Origin of the sequence: Pseudomonas ceruminis (assembly GCF_021602025.1) — a bacterium.
In the GTDB taxonomy this organism is placed as follows: domain Bacteria; phylum Pseudomonadota; class Gammaproteobacteria; order Pseudomonadales; family Pseudomonadaceae; genus Aquipseudomonas; species Aquipseudomonas ceruminis.
In genome coordinates this window covers 110564-134135 of sequence record NZ_BQHW01000008.1, presented here as the reverse complement: position 1 = coordinate 134135, position 23572 = coordinate 110564, and the positions used below count along the sequence as shown (strand labels likewise).

The window sequence follows — 23572 nt, the reverse complement described above, 5'->3', positions numbered from 1 at the left end:
TTGAATATGGCGGAAGCGTAGAGATTCGAACTCTAGGATAGTTGCCCATCGACGGTTTTCAAGACCGTTGCCTTAAACCACTCGGCCACGCTTCCAGCTCGTTTTGCGGCGCCATAATACCGTAATGAAACACGCTGTCAAACTCTCTATGTCGCCGGTTGCAGGAGCTCTGATAGACTCCTAGCATCTGAATGTTTCAAAACCACAGGTTTACCAAGGAGTGTCGCCATGCGCGAACAGGATTACGCCGTACACAACGGCCAACAGGTCGAGCAGCGCGAGGTCAGCAAAGTCCTGCGCAACACCTACAGCCTGCTGGCACTCACCCTCGCCTTCAGCGGTGTCATGGCCTTCGTTGCCCAACAGATGCGTGTCGGCTACCCGAACGTGTTCGTCGTGCTGATCGGCTTCTATGGCCTGTTCTTCCTCACCGCCAAGCTGCGTGATTCGGTCTGGGGCCTGGTCTCCACCTTCGCACTCACCGGTTTCATGGGCTTCATCCTAGGCCCGATCCTCAACCGCTACCTGGGCATGAGCGGCGGCGCCGAAGTGGTCAGCTCGGCCTTCGCCATGACGGCCTTGGTGTTCGGCGGGCTGTCGGCCTATGTGCTGATCTCCCGCAAGGACATGAGCTTCCTCAGCGGTTTCATCACCGCTGGTTTCTTCGTGCTACTGGGTGCCGTGGTCGCGAGCTTCTTCTTCCAGATCAGCGGCCTGCAACTGGCGATCAGCGCTGGCTTCGTGCTGTTCTCGTCGGTCTGCATCCTGTTCCAGACCAGCGCCATCATCCATGGCGGCGAGCGTAACTACATCATGGCCACCATCAGCCTGTATGTATCGATCTACAACCTGTTCATCAGCCTGCTGCAGCTGTTCGGCATCATGGGCCGCGACGACTGATTGCGATGGTTTGAGCGCACGTGACGAAAGCCCGCTTCGGCGGGCTTTTTCGTGCCTGCAAACTGACTTAAAAGTCAGCTTGTTCACCGAACAGCCCGCGATCATGCGGGTATCATGCTTGCCCCTACCCCTATCACGTTTCTGGCCGTAGAATGCGCTCCTTTTTTCTTCCGGGGCAGCTTCACCGATGAGCTCACAAGAACACAGCCCAGGCGCGTCGGCGCCTGCCAATGAACTGGTGCTTGGCCTTGAAGACAAGCCACGGCTGCTGATCGGCCTGCTGGCGGCACTGCAACATCTGTTGGCGATCATCGTGCCGATCGTTACCCCCGGCCTGCTGATTTGCCAGGCACTGGGGGTTTCTGCGCGAGACACCAACCTGATCGTATCGATGTCGCTGGTCATCTCCGGTATCGCGACCTTTGTCCAGTGCAAGCGCTTTGGGCCGTTTGGCGCGGGGCTGCTGATCGTGCAGGGCACCAGCTTCAACTTCGTCGGGCCGCTGATTGCCGGCGGGGCACTGATGGTCAAGCAGGGTACGCCGGTGGAAGGTGTGATGGCGGCGATCTTCGGCGTGGTGATTGCAGGCTCCTTCGTCGAGATGGGGGTGTCGCGCATCCTGCCCTTCGTGAAGCGCCTGATTACCCCACTGGTGACCGGCATCGTCGTGCTGATGATCGGCCTGACCCTGATCAAGGTCGGCCTGATCAGCATGGGCGGCGGCTTCGGCGCCATGGCAAACGGTACCTTCGCCAATGGCGAAAACCTGCTGCTGTCGGGCGTGGTGCTGGCAATCATCGTTATCCTCAACCGCATCCCCGTAGTCTGGATGCGCAGCTGCGCCATCGTTATCGCGCTCGCTGTGGGCTATGCCCTGGCCGGTTACCTCGGCCGCCTGGACTTCACCGGCATGCATGAAGCGGCGCTGTTCCAGGTCCCGACGCCCCTGCATTTCGGCCTGGGCTTCTCGTCGGCGCTGTTCATCCCGATGCTGGTGATCTACCTGGTCACGTCCCTGGAGGCCATTGGAGATGTCACTGCCACCAGCAAGGTCTCACGCCAGCCGGTCGAAGGCCCGGTGTGGATGCAACGGATCAAGGGCGGGGTGCTGGTCAACGGCGCCAACTCGCTGCTGGCCGGCCTGTTCAACACCTTCCCCAGCTCCATCTTTGCCCAAAATAACGGTGTGATTCAGTTGACGGGAATCGCCAGCCGCCACATTGGCCTCTGGATTGCGGTGATGCTCATCTTGCTGGGGTTGTTCCCGGCTGTTGCCGGTGTGATTCAAGCGGTGCCAGAGCCGGTACTCGGTGGCGCGGCCATGGTCATGTTCGGTGCGGTTGCTGCGTCCGGCATCAACATCCTTGCCAGCACCCGCCTGGATCGCCGGGCCCTGTTGATCATCGCGGTATCCCTGGCCCTCGGCCTGGGTGTAGCCCAGGTACCGGAGTTCCTTGCCCATATGCCGGCAGCCATCCGCAACGTGCTGGAGTCAGGTGTCGCCACCGGCGGCATCTGCGCCCTGGTGTTGAACTGGTTCCTGCCAGAGAGCAAGGAACACGCCTGACAGGCCGTTGCTTCAACCGCAAAGCCCGCGCCCACCCGCGCGGGCTTTTTGCTTTATCATGGCCGCATTCCTTTGTACGAGTTGCCCATGAAATTCGCCCTCGCGGTTTTTTCCCCGGCCCATGCGCCTTCCTCGCGGCGCGCCCTGCGCTTCGCCGAGGCGGCGCTGGCTGGCGGGCATGAGATTGCCCGGCTGTTCTTCTACCAGGACGGCGTTCACAGCGCCTCGGCCAACATCGTGTCGCCCCAGGATGAGCTGGATGTGGCAGCCCAATGGCGGGCCTTCATCGAGGCCCATCAGCTCGACGCGGTGGTGTGCATCGCGGCAGCCTTGCGCCGTGGCGTCCTCGACGAGGCAGAAGCCAACCGCTACCAGCGCCCAGCGGTGAACCTGCCCAAGCCTTGGGAGCTGTCTGGCCTGGGCCAGTTACATGAGGCGGCACAGCTCGCCGACCGCCTGGTCTGCTTTGGAGGCGATTAAAATGGCCAAGTCCATGTTGATCATCAGCCGTCAGGCTCCGTGGCGTGGCCCATCGGCCCGCGAGGCGCTAGACATCGCCTTGGGCGGCGGAGCGTTCGACCTGCCGCTGGCCATGCTGTTTCTCGATGACGGCGTGTTCCAGCTTGCGTCGGGCCAGCACCCCGCTGCCGTGCAACAAAAGAACCTCGCCGCCAACCTGCAGGCACTGCCGATGTTCGGCGTAGAAGCGCTGTTCGCCTGCCAGCACAGCCTGGCCATGCGCGGGCTGGCTGCCGACAGCCTGGAACTGCCGGTAGAGGTGCTGGACGATCCCGCCCTCGCCGCGCTGATTGCCCGTTTCGACCAAGTGATGACGCTCTGATGCCGACTTTGCATGTGATATCCCATTCCCCCTTCGGCGACGACCGCCTGCACAGTTGCCTGCGCCTGCTCGGCGATGAGGATGGCGTGCTGCTGTGCGGCGATGCGGTGTATGCCCTGCGCGACGGTAGCGAGCCACAGCGTCTGCTGCGCGACGCAGGCCTGGGCCAGCGGCTGTTCGCGCTGGATGAAGACCTGCAAGCACGTGCCATCACCAGCGAGCTGGCCACGACCGTGGATTACCAGGCGTTCGTCGCGCTGTCACTGCACTACGACAAGGTCAACAGTTGGCTATGAACACCCTGACCCTAGGCAACCAGGCGATTGCGCTGGACAAGGACGGCTTTCTGGTCGACCTGCAAGACTGGTCCCATGCTGTGGCCGAGGCGCTGGCCACACGTGAAAACATTGTGCTGTCAGCCGAGCACTGGGAAATTCTCGAACTGCTGCGCGCGTTCTACCAGGAGTACCAGTTGTCACCGGCCACGCGCCCACTCATCAAGTACACCGCGCTCAAACTGGGCCCGGAAAAAGGCAACAGCCCACACCTCAACCGTCTGTTCAACGGCACCCCCGCCAAACTTGCCGCCAAGCTGGCGGGCCTGCCCAAGCCGACCAATTGCATATGACAGAACCTCGTCCACTTACCCTGCAAACCCCCGCCGAACACCCGTTTGCCGAATTCGTGCGCATCCTTGGCAAAGGCAAGCGCGGCGCCCGCGGCCTGAGCCGCGAGGAAGCCCGTGCGGCGATGACCCTGCTGCTGGAAGGTCGTGTCGAAGACACTCAACTGGGGGCCTTTCTGATGCTGTTGCGGCACAAGGAAGAAAGCGCCGACGAGTTGGCAGGGTTCACCGAAGCGGTGCGCGCGCACCTTCAGGCGCCCCCTATCGCCGTGGACATTGACTGGCCGAGCTACGCCGGCAAAAAACGCCACCTGCCTTGGTACCTGCTGGCAGCAAAGTGCCTGGCCAACAACGGCGTGCGTATCCTGATGCACGGCGGCGGCGCCCATACGACCGGGCGCATGTACACCGAGCAACTGCTGGCCCTGCTGGACATTGCGTTGTGCCGTGATTGGGCCGCAGTCGGCCAAGCCCTGGACCAACAGCGGCTGGCATTCTTCCCGCTGCAGGACTGGGCGCCGCAATTGCAACGCATGATCGACCTGCGCAACACCCTGGGCTTGCGCTCCCCCATCCATTCACTGGCCCGTGTGCTCAACCCGCTCAGCGCCCGCTGCGGCCTGCAGAGCATCTTCCACCCTGGCTATCAGGCCGTACACCGCGAAGCTAGCCGCTTGCTGGGCGACCAGGCCGTGGTGATCAAGGGTGACGGCGGCGAAATCGAGGTCAACCCCGATGTGATCAGCCATCTGTACGGCACACGTGCAGGCGAAGCCTGGGACGAGGAATGGCCAGCGCTCAGTGAGCGTCGCCATGTGAAGCCGGCGAGCTTGCAGCCAGAGCAGTTGGTGGCAGTGTGGCGCGGCGAGGCCGAAGACAGCTATGGGGAGATGGCCATAGTGGCGACCATGGCCCTGGCGCTGCGTGGCTTGGGCCAGGGCCGCGAAGAAGCATTCGCGACCGCCCGTGACTACTGGCGCGCCCGAAACCAATCGAAAAAGTAGATCACTCAGGCGCAGTCTTTGCGCTAGTTGTTCGAACGTTATCTCCTAAACTGGGCTCCAACGACAAACCTTTTTGTTCCGAGGAGCTCATCATGGGCCTTTTGATCGACGGCCGTTGGCACGACCAGTGGTACGAAAATGCCAAGGATGGTGCGTTCCAGCGCGAGCGTGCACAGCGCCGCAACCCACTGCCCGCTCCGCAGGCCGATCGCTACCACCTTTATGTGTCACTGGCCTGCCCATGGGCTCACCGCACGCTGATTGTCCGGGCCCTCAAAGGCCTGGAGCCGCTGATTACTGTATCGGTAGTCAGCTGGCTGATGCAGGAGAACGGCTGGACCTTCGACCCGCAAAACGGCTCCACCGGCGACGCACTCGATGGGCTTGCGTTTCTGCACCAGCGCTATACCCAGGATGACCCCCACTACACCGGCCGCGTCACAGTGCCCGTATTGTGGGACAAGCACACGAAGCGCATCGTCAACAATGAATCGTCAGAAATCATCCGCATCTTCAACAGCGCCTTTGACGGGCTGACCGGCAACCACCTGGACCTGTACCCCGAGCCGCTGCGCCCCACCATCGACGCCCTCAATGCGCGCATCTACCCGGCCGTGAACAACGGGGTGTACCGCGCAGGCTTTGCCACAACGCAAGGGGCCTACGAGGCCGCGTTCGACGAAGTGTTCAACGAGCTGGAGTATCTGGAAGCCCTACTGAGCCGCCAACGCTATCTGGCGGGTGAGTACCTGACAGAAGCCGATGTGCGCCTGTTCACCACCCTGGTGCGCTTCGATGCAGTGTACCACGGTCATTTCAAGTGCAACTTGCGCCGCTTGACCGATTATCCCAACCTGTCGAACTGGTTGCGTGAGCTGTACCAGTGGCCGGGTGTGGCGCAAACGGTAAACATGGAGCACATCCAGAAGCACTATTACATGAGCCACAAGCGCATCAATCCGAACGGGATCGTGCCCAAGGGACCGTTGCGGGACTTTGGCCTGACGCACGACCGGGAGCGATTGGTGGGCAAAGGTATCTGGCAGGCTTGAGAGGGTCGGGGCTGCTGGGCAGCCCCGGCTCTCTCAGTCCTGCTGCGACCCTTCAAACCAGGCCAGCTTTTCGCGCAACTGCACCACCTCCCCGACGATCACCAAGGTCGGCGCATGCACTTCGTGCCGGGCGACCAACGCTGGCAGGTCGGCCAGGGTACCGGTAAACACCCGCTGATTGCGCGTGGTCCCCTGCTGCACCAGCGCCGCCGGGGTGCTGGCCGCGCGGCCATGGCGAATCAGTTCGGCGCAGATGGTCGGCAAGCCTACCAGCCCCATGTAGAACACCAGCGTCTGCGCCGGCGCAACCAAGTCGTTCCAGGGCAGGTTGCTGGTACCGTCCTTGAGATGCCCCGTGACGAAACGTACCGACTGGGCATAATCCCGGTGGGTCAGCGGGATGCCGCCGTAGGCTGAGCAACCGCTGGCCGCTGTGATGCCCGGCACCACCTGGAACGGGATACCCTGCTCGGCCAGTTCTTCGATCTCTTCGCCACCTCGGCCGAAAATGAACGGGTCACCACCTTTGAGGCGCAGTACGCGCTTGCCCTGCCGGGCCAGATCGACCAGCAAGCGGTTGATCTGGTCCTGAGGCACGGCGTGGTCGGCGCGCCGCTTGCCCACGTAGATGCGTTCGGCATCGCGCCGGCACATCTCGATGATCGCCGGGGCCACCAGGCGGTCGTACAGCACCACGTCGGCTTGCTGCATCAGGCGCAAGGCCCGGAAGGTCAGCAAATCCGGATCACCCGGGCCTGCCCCTACCAAATACACCTCGCCGCCCTGCTGCACCGGGGCGCCTTCGACCATGGCCTGCAACAGCCGCTCGGCCTCGGCACCCTGCCCGGCCAACTGGCGCTCGGCGATCGGGCCCTGGAATACGGTTTCCCAGAAACCCCGGCGCTGGTTGACGTCCGGATACAACGTTTTGACCTTGTCGCGAAACCGCGCAGCGAGCCCCGCTAGTTCACCGTAGGCAGACGGGATCCAGGCCTCCAGCTTGGCGCGGATCAACCGCGCCAGCACCGGGGCGTCACCGCCACTGGACACTGCCACTACCAAAGGTGAACGGTCGACGATCGCCGGGAAGATCACTGTGCACAAGGCGGGTGCATCCACCACATTGACCGGCACGCACAGTGCCTGCGCGTCGGCCGACACCTGGGCGTTGAGCGCGGAATCATCGGTAGCCGCGATGACCAGACGGCAACCGACCAGGTCGGCTGCCTGATAGCCACGCACCAGCACCTCACCGCCGCCTTCACGGGCCAGCGCGGCAAGTTGGCCATCGACATCCGGCGCCACCACCCGCAGCGCGGCGCCGGCATCGGCCAGCAAGCGAGCTTTGCGCAACGCGATCTCGCCGCCGCCGACGACCAGTACACGGGCGCCCTGCAGCTTGTGGAACAGCGGCAGGTAATCCATTTAGCGGATAACCTCGACGCCGCCCATGTAAGGCTTGAGCACTTCTGGCACACGGATCGAACCGTCGGCCTGCTGGTAGTTTTCCAGTACAGCCACCAACGTGCGGCCCACTGCCAGACCGGAGCCATTGAGGGTGTGGACCAGCTCCGGCTTGCCGGTTTCCGGGTTACGCCAGCGGGCCTGCATGCGGCGCGCCTGGAAGTCACCGCAGTTGGAGCAGGAGCTGATCTCGCGGTACTTGTCCTGGCTCGGTACCCACACTTCCAGGTCGTAGGTTTTTACCGCGCTGAAGCCCATGTCGCCGGTGCACAGGGCCAGCACGCGGTAGGGCAGCTCCAGGGCCTGCAGCACGCGCTCGGCGTTGGCGGTCAGGCCTTCCAGGGCTTCCATGGACTTGGACGGTTCAACCACCTGAACCATCTCGACCTTGTCGAACTGGTGCTGGCGGATCATGCCGCGGGTATCACGGCCAGAAGCACCGGCCTCGCTGCGGAAGCACGGCGTGTGGGCAACCAGCTTGATCGGCAGTGCCTTGGCGTCGACGATCTCGCCGGCCACCAGGTTGGTCAGCGACACCTCGGCAGTCGGGATCAGGTAGAAGTCGGCCTCGCCTTCACGGCTGATCTTGAACAGGTCTTCCTCGAACTTTGGCAACTGGCCAGTGCCCTGCAGTGCCGGAGCCTGCACCAGGTAAGGGGTGTAGGCCTCTTCGTAACCATGCTCGCCGGTGTGCAGGTTGATCATGAACTGCGCCAGGGCGCGGTGCAGGCGTGCGACCGGGCCGCGCAGCACGGCAAAACGGGCGCCCGACAGCTTGGCTGCAGCCTCGAAGTTCAGGCCGCCGCTGACCTCGCCCAGGGCGACGTGGTCCTTGACCTCGAAATCGAACGCACGCGGGGTACCCCAACGGCGCACTTCGACGTTGTCATCTTCACTGGCACCAACCGGCACACTGGCATCGGGCAGGTTAGGGATGGTCAGGACGATGCCGTCCAGCTCGGCCTGGATGCTGTCCAGCTCGGTTTTACCGGCGGCCAGCTCATTGGCCATGCGCTCGACGTCGGCCATCAGGGGCACGATATCCTCGCCCTTGGCCTTGGCCTGGCCGATCGACTTGGAGCGTGCGTTACGTTCGGCCTGCAGTTGCTCGGTACGGGTCTGCACCGCCTTGCGGCGCTCTTCCAGCGATTCGATGCGCGCGACATCCAGGCTGAAGCCACGGGAGGCCAGGCGTTCCGCCACTTCCTGAAGTTGGCCGCGTAACAGTTTGGAATCGAGCATATCGTTCTCTCGTTATGTAGGTGTTGGTTCAGAATCGGGTCAGGGACAGGCCGGCCCAGGTGGCCAGAAGCCCGCCCACCACGCTGATACCGGTATAGCCCAAGGCAAGGGGCAATTGCCCGCTTTCCATCAGGCGCACGGTATCGAGCGAGAAGGAAGAAAAGGTCGTCAGGCCGCCAAGAAAGCCCACGATCAGGCCTGCGCGCAGTTCGACCGGCACCAGTGGCTTGTGCAGAAACAGGCCGTAGAGCAGGCCGATCAGCAGGCAGCCGACCAGATTGACTGCCAGCGTACCGACATAGAAGTGCCGTGGCCAGTGGGCTGCAACCCAGTTCGAAGTGGCGAAGCGCAGCAAGGTACCTGCGATACCGCCTGCACTGACGGCGGCGATGAGTGCTATCACGGCTTTCTCCGCTGACGGGGGCTGGTGCGGTCGAGGTCGGCCAGGTGGCGCAGTTTTTCGCCGATCTTCAGCTCCAGGCCACGGGGCACGGGCTGGTAGTACTGACGCGGCTCGAGCTGCTCGGGGAAGTAGTCTTCGCCGGCGGCATAGGCATCGGGCTCGTCGTGGGCATAGCGATACTCCTCGCCGTAGCCGAGTTGCTTCATCAGCTTGGTCGGGGCATTGCGCAGGTGCAGTGGCACTTCCAGCGACCCATGCTCGGCGGCCTCGCGCAGGGCCGTCTTGAACCCCATGTACACGGCATTGCTCTTGGGCGCGCAGGCGATGTAGGTGATGGCCTGGGCCACCGCCAACTCGCCTTCAGGGCTGCCCAGGCGCTCCTGCACATCCCAGGCCGCCAGGCACAGGCTCAGCGCACGTGGGTCGGCGTTGCCGATATCCTCGCTGGCCATGCGCACCACGCGGCGGGCGATGTAAAGCGGGTCGCAGCCGCCGTCGAGCATGCGCGCAAACCAGTACAGCGCCGCATCTGGGTTGGAGCCACGCACCGATTTGTGCAAGGCGGAAATCTGGTCGTAAAAGGCCTCGCCGCCCTTGTCGAAGCGCCGACGGCTGTCGCCGAGCAGGCTTTGCAACAAATCGACGCCGATCTCGCCGCCATCTTCAGCGAGGTCCGAGGCATTTTCGAGGAAGTTGAGCATGCGCCGGCCGTCGCCGTCGGCGGCAGCCATGAGCATCTTGAAAGCATCGTCGCCCACGCTCAGGTTGCGCTTGCCCAAGCCGCGCTCTTCGGTCAGCGCACGGTCCACCAGCTTGCGCAGCGCCGGCTCGTCGAGGCTCTTGAGCACATACACCCGCGCCCTTGAGAGCAAGGCGTTGTTCAGCTCGAAAGACGGGTTTTCAGTGGTGGCGCCGATGAAGATCAGCGTACCGTCCTCGACGAAGGGCAGGAAGGCATCCTGCTGAGACTTGTTGAAGCGGTGCACCTCGTCGACGAACAGGATGGTGCGGCGGCCGTACTGGCCGGCCTGCTGCTTGGCCACTTCGACGGCCTGGCGGATCTCTTTGACCCCGGCCAGTACCGCCGACACCGTTTCGAAATGTGCATCGCAAAACTGCGCCAGCAGCCGCGCAAGCGTGGTTTTGCCCACGCCCGGCGGCCCCCAGAAAATCATCGAATGCAGCGCACCCTGCTCCAGCGCCTCACGCAGCGGTTTGCCGCGCGCCAGCAGGTGCTCCTGGCCAACATACTCGTCCAGGTTGGACGGGCGCAGTCGGGCGGCCAGGGGCTGGGCAACAGGTTCGCTTCGAAACAGGTCCATGGTGAGCTCTGCTTACTCCTTGATGACGTCCGCGCCTTTGGGGATGTCGAACTTGAACGTGCTGTCCGGTACCGTCTGGTTGGCTTTGACGCCGTTGAACAGGATGTTGGTGCGCTGACCAACGCTGTCGATCAGTTGCATGTCATTGATCAGGCCTTTGCGGAACGACACACGCAGCGAGTCGAACAAGGTGTCCTTGGTCTTGGGCTTGAGGGTGAAGTCCATCACGTCACCCTGCTCCTTGGAGGTGATGTCGAAGCTCTGGCTGATCTTCGACACGTCACCAGACAGCAGCAGTGCCGGGGTCTGGTTCAGGCGTACGTCGAGCTTCTTGATGGTCGCCTGCTCCAGGTCAGGGTCCCACAACGTGACGTTCTTGCCGTCGGAAACCACCACCTGCTCCTGCGGGGCATTGGTGTGCCAGTAAAACAGGCCAGGGCGTTTGACCGTCATCTTGCCAGACGTTTCCTGCAGGCTGGTACCGCCGGCGTCCAGGGTCAACTGGGAGAAGTTGGCCTCGATCGTCTGCGACTTCTCCAGCAACTGGGTCAGGCGTTGTACGTCCTGTTCGCCGGCATTGGCCGACATGGCACCCAGGGTCAGGGCAGAAACCAACAGCATGCGAATCGCGCGCATGTTAATCCTCTTTGTGCATTGAAGAAGCCGGGCGCCACCGTTGGCACCCGGCGAGGTGTTGATCAGTCGCGTGGGCCGCCTGGGGCAATCACTTCCCGGGAGCCGTTGCTGTTCATTGGGGTAACCACGCCGGCCATCTCCATCGCCTCGATCATGCGAGCGGCGCGGTTGTAGCCGATCTTCAGCTTGCGCTGCACGGCCGAAATCGACGCACGGCGGCTTTCCAGCACGAATTGCACCGCCTCATCATACAGGGCGTCGCTTTCCGAATCCTCGTCGCCACCGCCGCCGCCGCCCTCGAAGCCGCTGCCGGCCTCTTCGACGCCGTTGAGGATGTCATCGTTGTAGTCTGGCGCACCGCGCAGCTTCCAGGCTTCAACCACCCGGTGCACTTCATCGTCGGAAACGAATGCGCCGTGGACGCGGATCGGCAGGCTGGTACCCGGCGGCATGTACAGCATGTCACCATGGCCAAGCAACTGCTCGGCGCCTCCCTGGTCGATGATGGTGCGCGAGTCGATCTTGCTCGATACCTGGAATGCCATGCGGGTCGGGATGTTGGCCTTGATCAGGCCGGTGATCACATCCACCGATGGGCGCTGGGTAGCGAGGATCAGGTGAATACCGGCGGCCCGTGCCTTCTGGGCGATACGGGCAATCAGCTCTTCGACCTTTTTGCCGACGATCATCATCATATCGGCAAATTCATCGACCACCACCACGATGGTAGGCAGGGTTTTCAGCGCAGGCGGCTCGTCATCCATGCTCTCGCGGCGGTACAGCGGATCGTGGATGATCTCGCCGGCTTCCTGGGCATCCTTGATCTTGCGGTTGAAGCCCGCCAGGTTGCGCACGCCCATGGCGGCCATCAGCTTGTAGCGCCGCTCCATCTCGGCCACGCTCCAACGCAGCGCGTTGGCAGCATCCTTCATGTCAGTGACCACCGGGCACAGCAGGTGCGGAATGCCTTCGTAGATCGACAATTCGAGCATTTTCGGGTCGATCATGATCAGTCGCGCGTCTTCCGGGCCGGACTTGAACAGGATCGACAGGATCATCGCGTTCACACCCACCGACTTACCCGAGCCCGTGGTACCGGCCACCAGCAGGTGCGGCATCTTGGCCAGGTCGGTGATCACCGGCTTGCCGCCGATGTCATGGCCAAGGGCCAGGGTAACCGGCGACTTCTGCTCGTCGTACTGCGGCGTCGACAGCACCTCGGAGAAACGCACCATCTGCCGGTTTTCGTTGGGGATCTCGATACCCACGGTGGTCTTGCCAGGAATGACCTCGACCACCCGCACGCTGGTCACCGCGAGCGAACGGGCAAGGTCCTTGGCCAGGTTGGCGATACGGCTGACCTTGACTCCGGCCGCAGGCTGGATTTCGTAGCGGGTAATCACCGGGCCTGGGTGAATTGAGTCCACCGAAACCTCGACGCCGAATTCCTTGAGTTTGATTTCCAACAGTTGGCCAACGCCGGCCAGGGATTCCGGCGAGTACTCGATCTTCTTCTGCTCGGCCGGGTCGAGGATGGAAATCGACGGCAGAGTGCCTTCCACGGCGCTATCGACGAACAGTGGCGCCTGCTTTTCCTTCATCACCCGCTTGCTCGCCTCCGGCGCCTTGGCCGGCGCCGCCGGCGGCATGATTACCGGGGCCACGGGTTGCTCACGGGGCACCACCGGCTCGCGGGGTACCACCGGCTCACGCGGTGCAGCAGGCCGGGCTGGTGTTTCGTCGCGCTCGACGATGCGCTCGCGCAGTTGCGGCTTGGCCGGCTCGCGCTTTTCGGCAGTCACGGGCGCTGCGTCGAATGCCGGCTCGTCCACCTCGCGCAGCTGCGCCACCAGGCGCTTGCGCTCATTGCGCGCTTCCCACCAGCGGTTGGCCGCGCCCTGCACCAGCTCGAACAGGTCGAGTGTGATCTTGCCGGTCATGTCCATCACCTTGAACCACGACAAGTCGGTGAACACGGTGAGGCCGAAGAGGAACAGGGCGATGAACATCAGCGTGCTGCCCTGCACGTTCAGCAGGTTGCGCGCCAGGTCGCCGAGGCTCTCGCCCAAGGCCCCGCCCGCAGAAAACGGCAGGCTTGCCGGCGGATGGAAATGGATATGCGCCAACGCAGCGCCCGACAGCACCAGGAACACCAGGCCGATCAGGCGCCAGGAGAACAGCCAGCCACTCCACTGCCAGGGCTGGTGGCGCTCACGGAAGATCTGCCAGGTCTTGATCGCCAACAACAGCGGGAAGATATAGGCGAAGTAACCGAGCACCATGAACAGGATGTCGGCAAAGTACGCACCCGCGCGCCCGGCGGCGTTCTGCACCTGGTCGACGTTGCTGGTGTGGCTGAAGCCTGGGTCGGAGGTGTCGTAGGTCAGCAGTGCCATCCACAAGTACAGGCACAGGGCGCCGACAGCGATCAACGCACCTTCCTTGAGGCGGTAATGCAGCTGCTGCCGCCACAGGGGCACAGGCAAAGGAGCTGGAGTTGCGGTGGATTTCTTCAAAACGCGTCTATTCCTGCGCGTGCTGCGCGTCCAGTAGTGATCGGCCGGTGTCGGGCCAATGAACCACTACTTTTAACATTACTGCCCGCCAGCCGCCATGGCGGCACGCCGTATGGAGCTTGGCTGGGGGCGACTTTCGTATGGTGCAATTTGAGCACGCATTTTCTTTTGTGACAAAGGCTTATGCTGTGTTTTTGCACAGGTGTGACAGCAAATGTGCTGGATGGTGCCGAATGGCTAATGAATGTGTACGAAATTGCCCTTCGCTTTGCCCGCCTGGCCCTGCCCACCGGCAAGCTGACATACAAGGTTGCAGTGCTGCGTTGGCGGCCAAAGAGATTGACCCTGCATTTAACCCACGCCATGCTGCCCTCTCCCCTCCCCCACCGCACGATAGACCATGCTCACCTGGCTGACCCGCGACTCGCTGACCTTCCCACCCCTGGAAAAAGCCCTGCATGACCCCAACGGCCTGCTGGCTGCCGGTGGCGACCTGAGCCCTGAGCGCCTGGTACAGGCCTATCGCCACGGCTGCTTCCCCTGGTACCAGGACGGCCAACCGATCCTCTGGTGGTCGCCCGATCCCCGCACCGTGCTGTTCCCGGACGAGCTGCATGTTTCACGCTCGCTGGCCAAGCTGATGCGCCAGGGCCGCTACCAGGTCAGCTTCGACACCGACTTCCCGGCCGTGATTACCGCTTGCGCGGCTCCGCGTGACTATGCCGACGGCACCTGGATCACCGATACCATGCGCGATGCCTACTGCGAGTTGCACCGGCGCGGCATCGCCCATTCAGTGGAGGTGCGCCACGATGGCGAACTGGTCGGGGGCCTGTACGGCCTGGCCATGGGCCGGCTGTTTTTTGGCGAATCGATGTTCAGCCGCGCCGACAACGCCTCGAAGGTAGGCTTCGTGACCCTGGTCAACCACCTGCGCCAGGCAGGCTTCGTGCTGATCGACTGCCAGATGCCTACGCACCACCTGCACAGCCTGGGCGCCCGCGCCATCAGCCGCGCCAGCTTTGCCGACTACCTCGCCCGCTACCTCGAACAGCCCAACAACGCCACCTGGCTGACCTAGGCGAGTTTTGCCAGCTGGCTTACACTTAAAGCAAAGTCTCACCCAAGGGGTCGATCATGACAGAGTTGGCGCGTTTGAAGTTTTATGCCACTCAGCCCCACTCCTGCAGCTACCTGCCGGACGAGCAGGCGACCACGCTGTTCCTCGACCCCAGCCAGCCGATGGACGTGCATGTGTACGCCGACCTTTCGGAAATGGGCTTTCGGCGCAGTGGTGACCATCTGTACCGCCCACATTGCCAGAACTGCAATGCCTGCGTGCCCGCCCGCATCCCCGCTGCGCGCTTCATCCCCAACCGCCAACAGCGCCGCATCCTCAAACGCAATGCCGACCTCACGGTGACAGCGGCGCGCCCGGCCTTCAAGGAAGAATACTTCGACCTGTACCGGCGCTACATCGAAACCCGCCACGCCGATGGCGACATGTACCCACCCAGCCGCGATCAGTTCTCCACCTTTCTGGTGCGCGACCTGCCGTTCTGCTGGTTCTATGAGTTTCGCCTGGCGGGCCGCCTGCTCGCGGTGGCGGTCTGCGATTTGCTACCCAATGGCCTGTCAGCGGTCTACACCTTCTACGAGCCAGACGAAGAGCGTCGCAGCCTGGGGCGTTTTGCCATCCTCTGGCAGATTACCGAGGCCTTGCGCCAAGACCTGGAAGCGGTCTACCTCGGTTACTGGATAAAGAACTGCAAGAAGATGAACTACAAGACGCAGTACCGCCCCATCGAACTGCTGATCAACCAGCGCTGGGTTACCCTCAACTGAAAGCATTGGCTTGAAACACTATTTTCCGGCATAATCCACGCCACTTTTTTGCCCGGTGCGGTTATGCGTCGGGCCAACACTGGACACCGAGGGCTCAACTGCATGTCGAAAGAAGACAGCTTCGAAATGGAAGGTACTGTCGTCGACACCCTGCCCAACACCATGTTCCGCGTGGAGTTGGAAAACGGGCACGTCGTAACCGCGCACATCTCCGGAAAGATGCGCAAGAACTACATCCGTATTCTCACTGGCGACAAGGTCCGCGTCGAACTGACGCCATACGACCTGAGCAAAGGCCGCATCACTTACCGTGCGCGCTAAGCTCCAGCCATGAAAAAGCCCGGCCATGTGCCGGGCTTTTTTGTGGGGGCAATTTGTCGGCGACTGGGCCGCAAAGCGGCCCTTATGTCACGCAACCTCAGCCGTGGTCTCGAAGTCGAACACCAGTTCGCCATCGCGCAGGTCGATGTGTACCACACCGCCATGCTCGGCCAGCTCGCCAAACAGGATCTCCTCGGCCAAAGGCCGCTTGATCTTGTCCTGGATAAGCCGTGCCATCGGCCGAGCACCCATCTGCACATCGTAGCCGGACGCCGCCAGCCAGCCGCGAGCGGCATCGCTGACTTCCAGCAGCACACGCTTGTCTTCCAACTGGGCCTGCAGCTCGATGAGGAACTTGTCGACGATGCTCTTGATCGTCTCGTGGCTCAGGCGACCGAACTGGATGATGGTATCCAGGCGGTTGCGGAACTCCGGCGTGAAGCTCTTGCGAATGACTTCCATGGCATCGGACGCATGGTCCTGATGAGTGAAGCCGATCGACGCCCGCGCTGCGGTTTCAGCACCCGCGTTGGTGGTCATGATCAGGATCACGTTACGGAAATCGGCCTTGCGCCCGTTGTTGTCAGTCAACGTACCGTGGTCCATCACCTGCAGCAGCAGGTTGAAGACTTCTGGGTGGGCCTTCTCGATTTCGTCGAGCAGTAACACGCAATGCGGCTGCTTGGTGATGGCCTCGGTCAACAGGCCGCCCTGGTCGAACCCGACGTAGCCAGGAGGCGCACCAATCAGGCGCGATACCGTGTGCCGCTCCATGTACTCGGACATGTCGAAACGCACCAGCTCAACACCCAGCGCCTTGGCCAGCTGCCGTGCAGCCTCGGTCTTGCCCACCCCGGTAGGGCCGGCGAACAGGAACGAACCGACGGGCTTATCCGGCGCCTTGAGGCCTGCGCGGGACAGCTTGATCGCAGTGGCCAGCGAATCGATGGCCTGGTCCTGGCCGAACACGGTCAGCTTCAGGTCACGCTCCAGGTTGCGCAGCAGTTCCTTGTCGGAACTGGTGACGTGCTTAGGCGGAATCCGCGCAATCTTGGCGACGATGTCCTCGACCTGTGGCACGTCAATCCGCTTGACCCGGTTGGCCTCCGGCTGCAGGCGCTGGTAAGCACCGGCCTCGTCGATAACGTCGATGGCCTTGTCCGGCATGTGGCGGTCATTGATATAGCGCGAGGCCAGCTCGGCCGCGGCGCGCAGCGCCTCGTCGCTGTACTCGATGTTGTGGTGGCTCTCGAAACGCCCCTTGAGGCCGCGCAGGATGCCCACAGTGTCTTCCACCGAGGGCTCGCTGACGTCGACCTTCTGGAAGCGCCGCGCCAGGGCACGGTCTTTTTCGAAGATACCGCGAAACTCCTGGAAGGTCGTTGAGCCGATGCAGCGAATCTCGCCGGACGACAGCAACGGCTTGAGCAGATTGGACGCGTCCATCACCCCACCCGACGCCGCACCGGCACCGATGATGGTATGGATTTCATCAATGAACAGGATCGCCTGCGGGCGCTTGCGCAGCTCGCCAAGCAATGCCTTGAAACGTTTTTCGAAGTCGCCGCGGTACTTGGTGCCGGCCAGCAGCGCGCCAAGGTCCAGGGAGTACACCACGCTTTGCGCCAGCAGGTCAGGCACTTGGCCATCAACGATGCGCTTGGCCAGGCCCTCGGCGATGGCGGTCTTGCCGACACCCGCCTCACCCACCAGCAACGGGTTGTTCTTACGCCGGCGAGCGAGGATCTGCGCAACGCGCTCGACCTCCTGCTCCCGCCCTACCAGCGGGTCGATCCGCCCGGCGCGGGCCAGTTCGTTCAGGTTGCTGGCATAAGCATCCAGCGGATTGCTCGAGGAAGCGGTCTCGCCACCCTCCTCATCCTGCATTTCCTGGTCGCTTTCGGCATGCGAACCATGCCCTGGCACCTTGGAAATGCCGTGGGCAATGTAGTTGACCACGTCGATACGGGCCACGCTTTGCTGCTTGAGCAGGAACACGGCCTGGCTTTCCTGTTCGCTGAAGATCGCCACCAGCACATTGGCACCGGTCACTTCACGTTTGCCGGAGCTTTGCACGTGGAACACGGCACGCTGCAGCACACGCTGGAAGCCTAGGGTCGGCTGGGTTTCGCGGTCTTCGTCGTTGACCGGAATCAGGGGGGTGGTGGAATCGATGAACTCTTGCAGGTCGTGCTTGAGTTTGTCGAGATTGGCGCCACAGGCGCGCAGAACGGTCGCGGCAGCCTCATTGTCAAGGAGTGCCAGCAGCAGATGTTCGACGGTCATGAACTCATGACGCTTCGAACGGGCCTCCTTGAAGGCAAGATTGAGGGTGACTTCGAGCTCGCGGTTTAACATAGCTTCACCTCATACCCAAGTGGTCGGCGATTAACCGTCCTTCTCGATTTCACAGAGTAGCGGATGCTGGCTTTCCCTGGCGTATTGGTTGACCTGCATGGCCTTTGTTTCGGCGATGTCACGGGTAAACAATCCGCACACTGCCCGCCCCTCGGTATGGACGGTCAGCATGATCTTGGTCGCCAGCTCGCGGTTCAGACTGAAGAACGTCTCGAGCACTTCGACGACGAAATCCATTGGCGTGTAGTCATCGTTGAACAAAACCACCTTGTACATCGGTGGCGCCTGCAGGATCGGCTTGGCTTCCTGAACCGCAAGACCTGAGCCATCGTCCTCATTCGATTGCGGGCGATCCTGATTGAATGTTAGTCGAATCTCACTACGTGCATGCATGGAAAGAATTTCATCATGAGCGACAGGTTAAGGTTGTGGGTTGACCGCATAGGCGCCTACTGGCGCGGGCGCCGGCTGACCTTGACTATCGGCAAAACGGTGTTACAACCAATAAGAACCCACCGTGGTCGATAAAGATCCGCGCAGTCAACCAGATTTTTCGCAGGTTCGTATGCGGATGAAGTGGATGATACTCCAGTGATGGAGTCCTTTGCAGAGGGACATAGGGATGGCAAGCGGTAAAGTCAAGTGGTTCAACAATGGCAAGGGCTACGGATTCATCAATGAAGACGGCAAAACCGACGATCTGTTCGCCCACTACTCGGCGATCAAAATGGACGGTTACAAGACCCTCAAGGCCGGACAAGCTGTGACCTTCGAGATCGTCCAGGGCCCCAAGGGCCTGCACGCGACCGAAATCACCAATGCTACCGCCAACACCTCGACCGGAGTCTCGCACCCAACCAGCACCGCTGAAGTCTGAACCCTGCCATCTGCCGGCACCCGAACAACCGGTCGCCCTTGTAACAGGACGACCGGTTTTCCTTTGCCCTACATGTGCTTGATCATCGCATCACCGAAGCCGGAGCTGCCGACCAGTGTCGCACCGTCCATCAGGCGCTCGAAGTCATAGGTCACGGTCTTGGCCGCAATCGCGCCATTGGTGCCCTTGATGATCAGGTCCGCCGCCTCGGTCCAGCCCATGTGGCGCAGCATCATTTCCGCAGAAAGAATCACCGACCCCGGGTTGACCTTGTCCTGCCCCGCATACTTGGGTGCGGTGCCGTGGGTCGCCTCGAACATGGCCACAGTGTCTGACAGGTTGGCCCCCGGGGCAATGCCGATCCCCCCGACTTCCGCCGCCAGCGCATCGGACAGGTAGTCACCGTTGAGGTTGAGCGTGGCGATCACGTCGTACTCGGCCGGGCGCAGCAGGATCTGCTGGAGCATCGCATCGGCAATGGCATCTTTGACGATGACTTCACGGCCGCTCTTGGGATTCTTGAACTTCATCCACGGCCCACCGTCGAGGAGCTCGGCTGCGAACTCATCCCTGGCCACCTCGTAGCCCCAATCCTTGAAGGCGCCCTCGGTGAATTTCATGATGTTGCCCTTGTGCACCAGGGTCAGTGATTCACGGTCATTGTCCACCACGTATTGCAGGGCCTTGCGCACCAGACGCTTGGTACCTTCGCGGGACACCGGCTTGACGCCGATACCGCAGTCCTGGTCGAAGCGGATCTTGGTGACGCCCATTTCCTCCTTGAGGAACTTGATTACCTTGTTCGCCTCGGGCGAGCCGGCCTTCCACTCGATGCCGGCGTAAATGTCTTCGGAGTTCTCGCGGAAGATCACCATGTCGACATCACCGGGTTTCTTCACCGGGCTCGGCACGCCCTGGAACCACAGCACCGGGCGCAGGCATACATACAGGTCCAACTGCTGGCGCAGGGCAACGTTCAATGAACGGATGCCACCACCGACCGGCGTGGTCAGAGGCCCCTTGATCGAGACAACATACTCGCGCACCGCGTCGAGGGTTTCCTGGGGCAGCCAGGTGTCCTGGTCATAGACCTGGGTGGCCTTTTCCCCGGCGTACACCTCCATCCAGGCAATCTTGCGCTTGCCGCCGTAGGCCTTCTGCACGGCAGCATCCACGACCTTGATCATCACCGGCGAGACATCGACGCCAATCCCGTCGCCTTCGATATAAGGAATGATGGGGTTGTCGGGCACATTGAGCGAATGGTCTGCATTGACGGTGATCTTGGTGCCGTCGGTCGGAACCTTGATTTTCTGGTATCCCATGCTTGCACTACTCCGCGTTCGGGTGTGATTGGACATCATGCGATCCACTGAGCCTAAACCACATCTGCCGACCTGCAAGCGGCCGAACCTGTGCCGCCTTCGGCAGCCCTTTTGCCAAGGCCTGCCCTGCGGCAATCCACCACATTGCCCCTACGTCTTTGGTCTTATAAATGGCACCGATGTCACTTCGCCTTGCTGATTAGCCCGATTGGTTTGATATACTGCGCCGCGACCGTAGGGTCATTGGGGCGAACCCTTGGAAAATGCGGCTCGCCCTTGGCCAAGAACGGCCACGAAGCCTGGGCTGTTACCGCAGTTCAGCACTTGACGCTCGACTGATGCATCCACCATCACCGCTCGCAGCCTCTCGACTTTCCGCTCATGGCGTCGCCAGGGCGAAGCGCCTACCCTGCGCACCTCGAGACTCGAGTACGCTCAGCACATAGAGAGTTAACCCGCATGCCCACCCGTTCCAAGATCATCTATACCTTCACCGACGAAGCCCCCGCCCTCGCCACTTACTCGCTGCTGCCGATCGTCGAAGCGTTCACCGCCTCGGCTGACATCGCCGTCGAAACTCGCGACATCTCCCTGGCTGGCCGTATCCTCGCGGCTTTCCCGGAGCAACTGGGCGCAGAGAAGCAAGTAGGCGATCACCTGGCGGAACTGGGCCAGCTGGCTACCACCCCTGAAGCCAACATCATCAAGTTGCCGAACATCAGCGCCTCGGTACCGCAGCTCAAGGCCGCGATCAAGGAACTGCAGGGCAAAGGCTTCAACATCCCGGACTACGCCGACGAGCCGGCTACCGCCGAAGAAAAAGAATCCCGCGCGCGCTACGACCGCATCAAGGGCAGCGCCGTGAACCCCGTGCTGCGCGAAGGCAACTCTGACCGCCGCGCACCGCTGTCGGTGAAGAACTACGCACGCAAGCACCCGCACAAGATGGGCGCCTGGGCCGCCGACTCCAAGTCGCACGTGGCCCACATGACCCAGGGCGACTTCTACGGCAGCGAAAAGGCCGCACTGATCGAGGCTGACGACAGCTTGCGCATCGAGCTGGTCGCCAAAGACGGCACCACCACCGTCCTGAAAGAAAAGACCGCCGTCAAAGCTGCCGAGGTCATCGACTGCGCCACGATGAGCCGCAATGCCCTGAAAGCCTTCATCGCCGAGCAGATCGCCGATGCCAAGGCCGCCGGTGTACTGCTGTCGGTTCACCTGAAGGCCACCATGATGAAGGTTTCCGACCCCATCATGTTCGGCGTCATCGTCGAAGCGTTCTACGGCGACGTGCTGGCCAAGCATGCTGCTGCCCTGACTGAAGTCGGCTTCAACGCCAACAACGGTATCGGCGACCTGTATGCCCGCATCAAAGACCTACCAGCCGACAAGCAGGCCGAGATCGAAGCCGACATCCAGGCCCTGTACGCCGAGCGTCCTGCGCTGGCCATGGTCAACTCCGACAAAGGCATCACCAACCTGCACGTGCCAAGCGACGTTATCGTCGACGCATCGATGCCGGCCATGATCCGCGACTCGGGCAAAATGTGGAACGCCGCCGGTGAACTGCAGGACGCCAAGGCGATCATCCCGGACCGCTGCTACGCCGGCATCTACCAGGCCACCATCGAAGACTGCAAGGCTAACGGCGCCTTCGACCCAACCACCATGGGCAGCGTACCGAACGTCGGCCTGATGGCGCAGAAGGCCGAAGAGTACGGCTCCCACGACAAGACTTTCCAGGTCAAGGCCGACGGCGTCGTGCGCGTGGTCGACAGCAAGGGCAAGGTCGTTCTGGAGCAGAACGTCGAAGCCGGTGACATCTTCCGCATGTGCCAGACCAAAGACGCGCCGATCCAGGACTGGGTCAAGCTGGCCGTCAACCGCGCCCGCCTGAGCAACACCCCGGCGGTGTTCTGGCTGGACCCGGCTCGCGCCCACGACGGCGTGATGATCGAGAAGGTGCAGAAGTACCTGAAGGACCATGACACCACTGGCCTGGACATCCGCGTCCTGGCACCGGTCGAGGCCATCAAGTTCTCCCTGGCACGCATTCGCGAAGGCAAGGACACCATTTCGGTGACCGGCAACGTGCTGCGCGACTACCTGACCGACCTGTTCCCGATCATGGAGCTGGGCACCAGCGCCAAGATGCTGTCGATCGTTCCGCTGATGAACGGCGGTGGCCTGTTCGAAACCGGCGCTGGCGGTTCGGCACCGAAGCACGTGCAGCAGCTGGTCGAAGAAAACTTCCTGCGTTGGGACTCGCTGGGTGAGTTCCTGGCCCTGGCCGCTTCCCTGGAGCACCTGGGCAACACCTACGACAACCCGCGCGCCAAGGTCCTGGCCAACACCCTGGACCAGGCTACCGGCAAGTTCCTGGACACCAACAAGTCGCCTTCGCGTAAAGTCGGTGGCATCGACAACCGCGGCAGCCACTTCTACCTGACCCTGTACTGGGCAGAAGCCCTGGCCGCCCAGACTGACGACGCCGCCCTGCAAGCGCGCTTCGCCCCCCTGGCAAAAACCCTGGCCGAGAACGAAGCGACCATCGTCGCCGAGCTCAACGCCGTCCAGGGCAAGCCGGCCGACATCGGTGGCTACTACGCACCGGATGCCGCGCTGACCGCCAAGGTGATGCGCCCAAGCCAGACCCTGAACAGCGCCATCGCGGCACTGTAAGGTTCGCTTGAAGTAACAGCACAAACCCCGGCCACGCACCGGGGTTTGTGCTTTCTGGGAATCGGCGCTGCTACGCAGCCCCAGCGATTGAAGGACAGGCCTATGACCTGGCAACCCCATATCACCGTCGCCACCGTCGTCGAAGACCAGGGCAAATTCCTTTTCGTCGAAGAATTCAAGGCCGGCCAGCACGTCTTCAACCAACCTGCTGGCCACCTGGAACCTTTCGAGACCCTGCCCCAGGCCGCCCTGCGCGAAACCCTGGAAGAAACGGCCTGGGAAGTCGAGCTCACCGGCGTGGTCGGTATTTACCTGTACACGGCGCCCAGCAATGGTGTGACCTACCAGCGCATCTGCTTCGCCGCACGCCCCGTGCGCCATCACGACGATCTGGCCCTGGACAGCGACATCGTCCGCGCCGTCTGGCTGACCCGCGAGGAACTGCTGGCCGAGCCCTCGCGCTGGCGCAGCGAACTGGTGCCACGCTGCCTCGACGACTACCTGGCCGGCCCGCTGCACAGCCTTGCCCTGCTACGCGACTGACGCGCAGCCTCGGTTTTGATAGAATCGGCGTTTTTCCCCTCTGATA

General features: G+C 62.2%; 23 protein-coding genes and 1 tRNA gene. 14 read left to right on the top strand and 10 right to left on the bottom strand.

Annotated features, from left to right (window positions below; translation table 11 throughout):
- Positions 1 to 7: 7 nt before the first annotated feature.
- Positions 8 to 95 (bottom strand) — tRNA-Ser (locus tag L6D80_RS12065).
- A 133-nt stretch (positions 96 to 228) separates the two neighbouring features.
- On the opposite strand from L6D80_RS12065, the gene L6D80_RS12060 reads away from it, so the two are divergent.
- The 8 genes from L6D80_RS12060 (at position 229) to L6D80_RS12025 (ending at position 5989) form a co-directional block, all read left to right on the top strand.
- Positions 229 to 900, top strand: coding sequence for a Bax inhibitor-1/YccA family protein (locus L6D80_RS12060; RefSeq protein WP_176513620.1), 672 nt, complete (start codon positions 229 to 231; stop codon positions 898 to 900).
- Positions 901 to 1087: 187 nt separating this feature from the next.
- Positions 1088 to 2467: a nucleobase:cation symporter-2 family protein gene (locus L6D80_RS12055; protein ID WP_176513622.1), complete on the top strand. Its 1380-nt coding sequence runs from the start codon at positions 1088 to 1090 to the stop codon at positions 2465 to 2467.
- 87 nt (positions 2468 to 2554) lie between these two features.
- Positions 2555 to 2947 carry a sulfurtransferase complex subunit TusD gene (tusD, locus tag L6D80_RS12050; RefSeq protein WP_054901624.1) on the top strand — a complete coding sequence of 131 codons (393 nt, stop codon included), beginning with the start codon at positions 2555 to 2557 and terminating at the stop codon, positions 2945 to 2947.
- Position 2948: 1 nt separating this feature from the next.
- A complete protein-coding gene (gene tusC, locus L6D80_RS12045) occupies positions 2949 to 3308 on the top strand; it encodes a sulfurtransferase complex subunit TusC (RefSeq protein ID WP_176513624.1) in 360 nt (119 codons plus the stop codon).
- Positions 3308 to 3604 (top strand): sulfurtransferase complex subunit TusB, encoded by a 297-nt coding sequence (tusB, locus tag L6D80_RS12040; protein ID WP_176513626.1) that lies wholly within the window; start codon positions 3308 to 3310, stop codon positions 3602 to 3604. Before tusC ends, tusB begins: the two co-directional genes overlap by 1 nt.
- Positions 3601 to 3936 (top strand): TusE/DsrC/DsvC family sulfur relay protein, encoded by a 336-nt coding sequence (locus L6D80_RS12035; RefSeq protein WP_054901627.1) that lies wholly within the window; start codon positions 3601 to 3603, stop codon positions 3934 to 3936. The genes tusB and L6D80_RS12035 overlap by 4 nt, the downstream gene beginning before the upstream one ends.
- Positions 3933 to 4937, top strand: coding sequence for a glycosyl transferase family protein (locus L6D80_RS12030; protein WP_176513628.1), 1005 nt, complete (start codon positions 3933 to 3935; stop codon positions 4935 to 4937). Before L6D80_RS12035 ends, L6D80_RS12030 begins: the two co-directional genes overlap by 4 nt.
- A 92-nt stretch (positions 4938 to 5029) precedes the next feature.
- Entirely contained in the window at positions 5030 to 5989 is a 960-nt protein-coding gene (locus L6D80_RS12025) for a glutathione S-transferase family protein (protein ID WP_176513630.1), read from the top strand.
- A 33-nt stretch (positions 5990 to 6022) separates the two neighbouring features.
- Here L6D80_RS12025 and cysG read toward each other — a convergent pair whose 3' ends face one another.
- From cysG to L6D80_RS11995, 6 genes are all read right to left on the bottom strand, one after another.
- A complete protein-coding gene (cysG, locus tag L6D80_RS12020) occupies positions 6023 to 7414 on the bottom strand; it encodes a siroheme synthase CysG (protein WP_054901630.1) in 1392 nt (463 codons plus the stop codon).
- Positions 7415 to 8695, bottom strand: a complete 1281-nt coding sequence (gene serS / locus L6D80_RS12015) for a serine--tRNA ligase (protein ID WP_176513632.1) — start codon at positions 8693 to 8695, stop codon at positions 7415 to 7417.
- 28 nt (positions 8696 to 8723) lie between these two features.
- Entirely contained in the window at positions 8724 to 9098 is a 375-nt protein-coding gene (gene crcB / locus L6D80_RS12010; RefSeq protein ID WP_176513634.1) for a fluoride efflux transporter CrcB, read from the bottom strand.
- On the bottom strand, positions 9095 to 10420 hold the full coding sequence (locus L6D80_RS12005) for a replication-associated recombination protein A (RefSeq protein ID WP_176513636.1): 1326 nt from the start codon (positions 10418 to 10420) through the stop codon (positions 9095 to 9097). The genes crcB and L6D80_RS12005 overlap by 4 nt, the downstream gene beginning before the upstream one ends.
- 12 nt (positions 10421 to 10432) lie before the next feature.
- Positions 10433 to 11056 (bottom strand): outer membrane lipoprotein periplasmic chaperone LolA, encoded by a 624-nt coding sequence (lolA, locus tag L6D80_RS12000; protein WP_054901634.1) that lies wholly within the window; start codon positions 11054 to 11056, stop codon positions 10433 to 10435.
- Positions 11057 to 11118: 62 nt separating this feature from the next.
- On the bottom strand, positions 11119 to 13572 hold the full coding sequence (locus L6D80_RS11995; RefSeq protein ID WP_176513639.1) for a DNA translocase FtsK: 2454 nt from the start codon (positions 13570 to 13572) through the stop codon (positions 11119 to 11121).
- A gap of 400 nt (positions 13573 to 13972) precedes the next feature.
- Between L6D80_RS11995 and aat the strand changes: the two genes are divergently transcribed.
- The 3 genes from aat (at position 13973) to infA (ending at position 15738) form a co-directional block, all read left to right on the top strand.
- Entirely contained in the window at positions 13973 to 14653 is a 681-nt protein-coding gene (gene aat, locus L6D80_RS11990) for a leucyl/phenylalanyl-tRNA--protein transferase (RefSeq protein WP_176513642.1), read from the top strand.
- Positions 14654 to 14709: 56 nt separating this feature from the next.
- Positions 14710 to 15417: an arginyltransferase gene (locus tag L6D80_RS11985; RefSeq protein WP_008097741.1), complete on the top strand. Its 708-nt coding sequence runs from the start codon at positions 14710 to 14712 to the stop codon at positions 15415 to 15417.
- Between the two features lie 102 nt (positions 15418 to 15519).
- Positions 15520 to 15738: a translation initiation factor IF-1 gene (infA, locus tag L6D80_RS11980; RefSeq protein ID WP_002553999.1), complete on the top strand. Its 219-nt coding sequence runs from the start codon at positions 15520 to 15522 to the stop codon at positions 15736 to 15738.
- A gap of 87 nt (positions 15739 to 15825) precedes the next feature.
- On the opposite strand, the gene clpA is transcribed toward infA, so the two are convergent.
- Positions 15826 to 18096 (bottom strand): ATP-dependent Clp protease ATP-binding subunit ClpA, encoded by a 2271-nt coding sequence (clpA, locus tag L6D80_RS11975; RefSeq protein ID WP_176513643.1) that lies wholly within the window; start codon positions 18094 to 18096, stop codon positions 15826 to 15828.
- A 30-nt stretch (positions 18097 to 18126) separates the two neighbouring features.
- Positions 18127 to 18489 carry an ATP-dependent Clp protease adapter ClpS gene (gene clpS / locus L6D80_RS11970; protein ID WP_012315251.1) on the bottom strand — a complete coding sequence of 121 codons (363 nt, stop codon included), beginning with the start codon at positions 18487 to 18489 and terminating at the stop codon, positions 18127 to 18129.
- 229 nt (positions 18490 to 18718) lie between these two features.
- Here clpS and cspD point away from each other — a divergent pair, with 229 nt between their 5' ends.
- Positions 18719 to 18973 carry a cold shock domain-containing protein CspD gene (cspD, locus tag L6D80_RS11965; RefSeq protein WP_176513646.1) on the top strand — a complete coding sequence of 85 codons (255 nt, stop codon included), beginning with the start codon at positions 18719 to 18721 and terminating at the stop codon, positions 18971 to 18973.
- A gap of 68 nt (positions 18974 to 19041) precedes the next feature.
- Here the strand turns inward: cspD and icd are convergent, their stop codons facing one another.
- Positions 19042 to 20298, bottom strand: a complete 1257-nt coding sequence (gene icd / locus L6D80_RS11960; protein ID WP_054901639.1) for an NADP-dependent isocitrate dehydrogenase — start codon at positions 20296 to 20298, stop codon at positions 19042 to 19044.
- Between the two features lie 459 nt (positions 20299 to 20757).
- Here icd and L6D80_RS11955 point away from each other — a divergent pair, with 459 nt between their 5' ends.
- Both L6D80_RS11955 and L6D80_RS11950 read left to right on the top strand, forming a co-directional pair.
- Complete coding sequence (locus L6D80_RS11955) at positions 20758 to 22983, top strand: NADP-dependent isocitrate dehydrogenase (protein WP_054901640.1); 2226 nt, start codon at positions 20758 to 20760, stop codon at positions 22981 to 22983.
- A 102-nt stretch (positions 22984 to 23085) separates the two neighbouring features.
- Positions 23086 to 23526 (top strand): NUDIX hydrolase, encoded by a 441-nt coding sequence (locus L6D80_RS11950; protein WP_054901641.1) that lies wholly within the window; start codon positions 23086 to 23088, stop codon positions 23524 to 23526.
- Positions 23527 to 23572 lie beyond the last annotated feature (46 nt).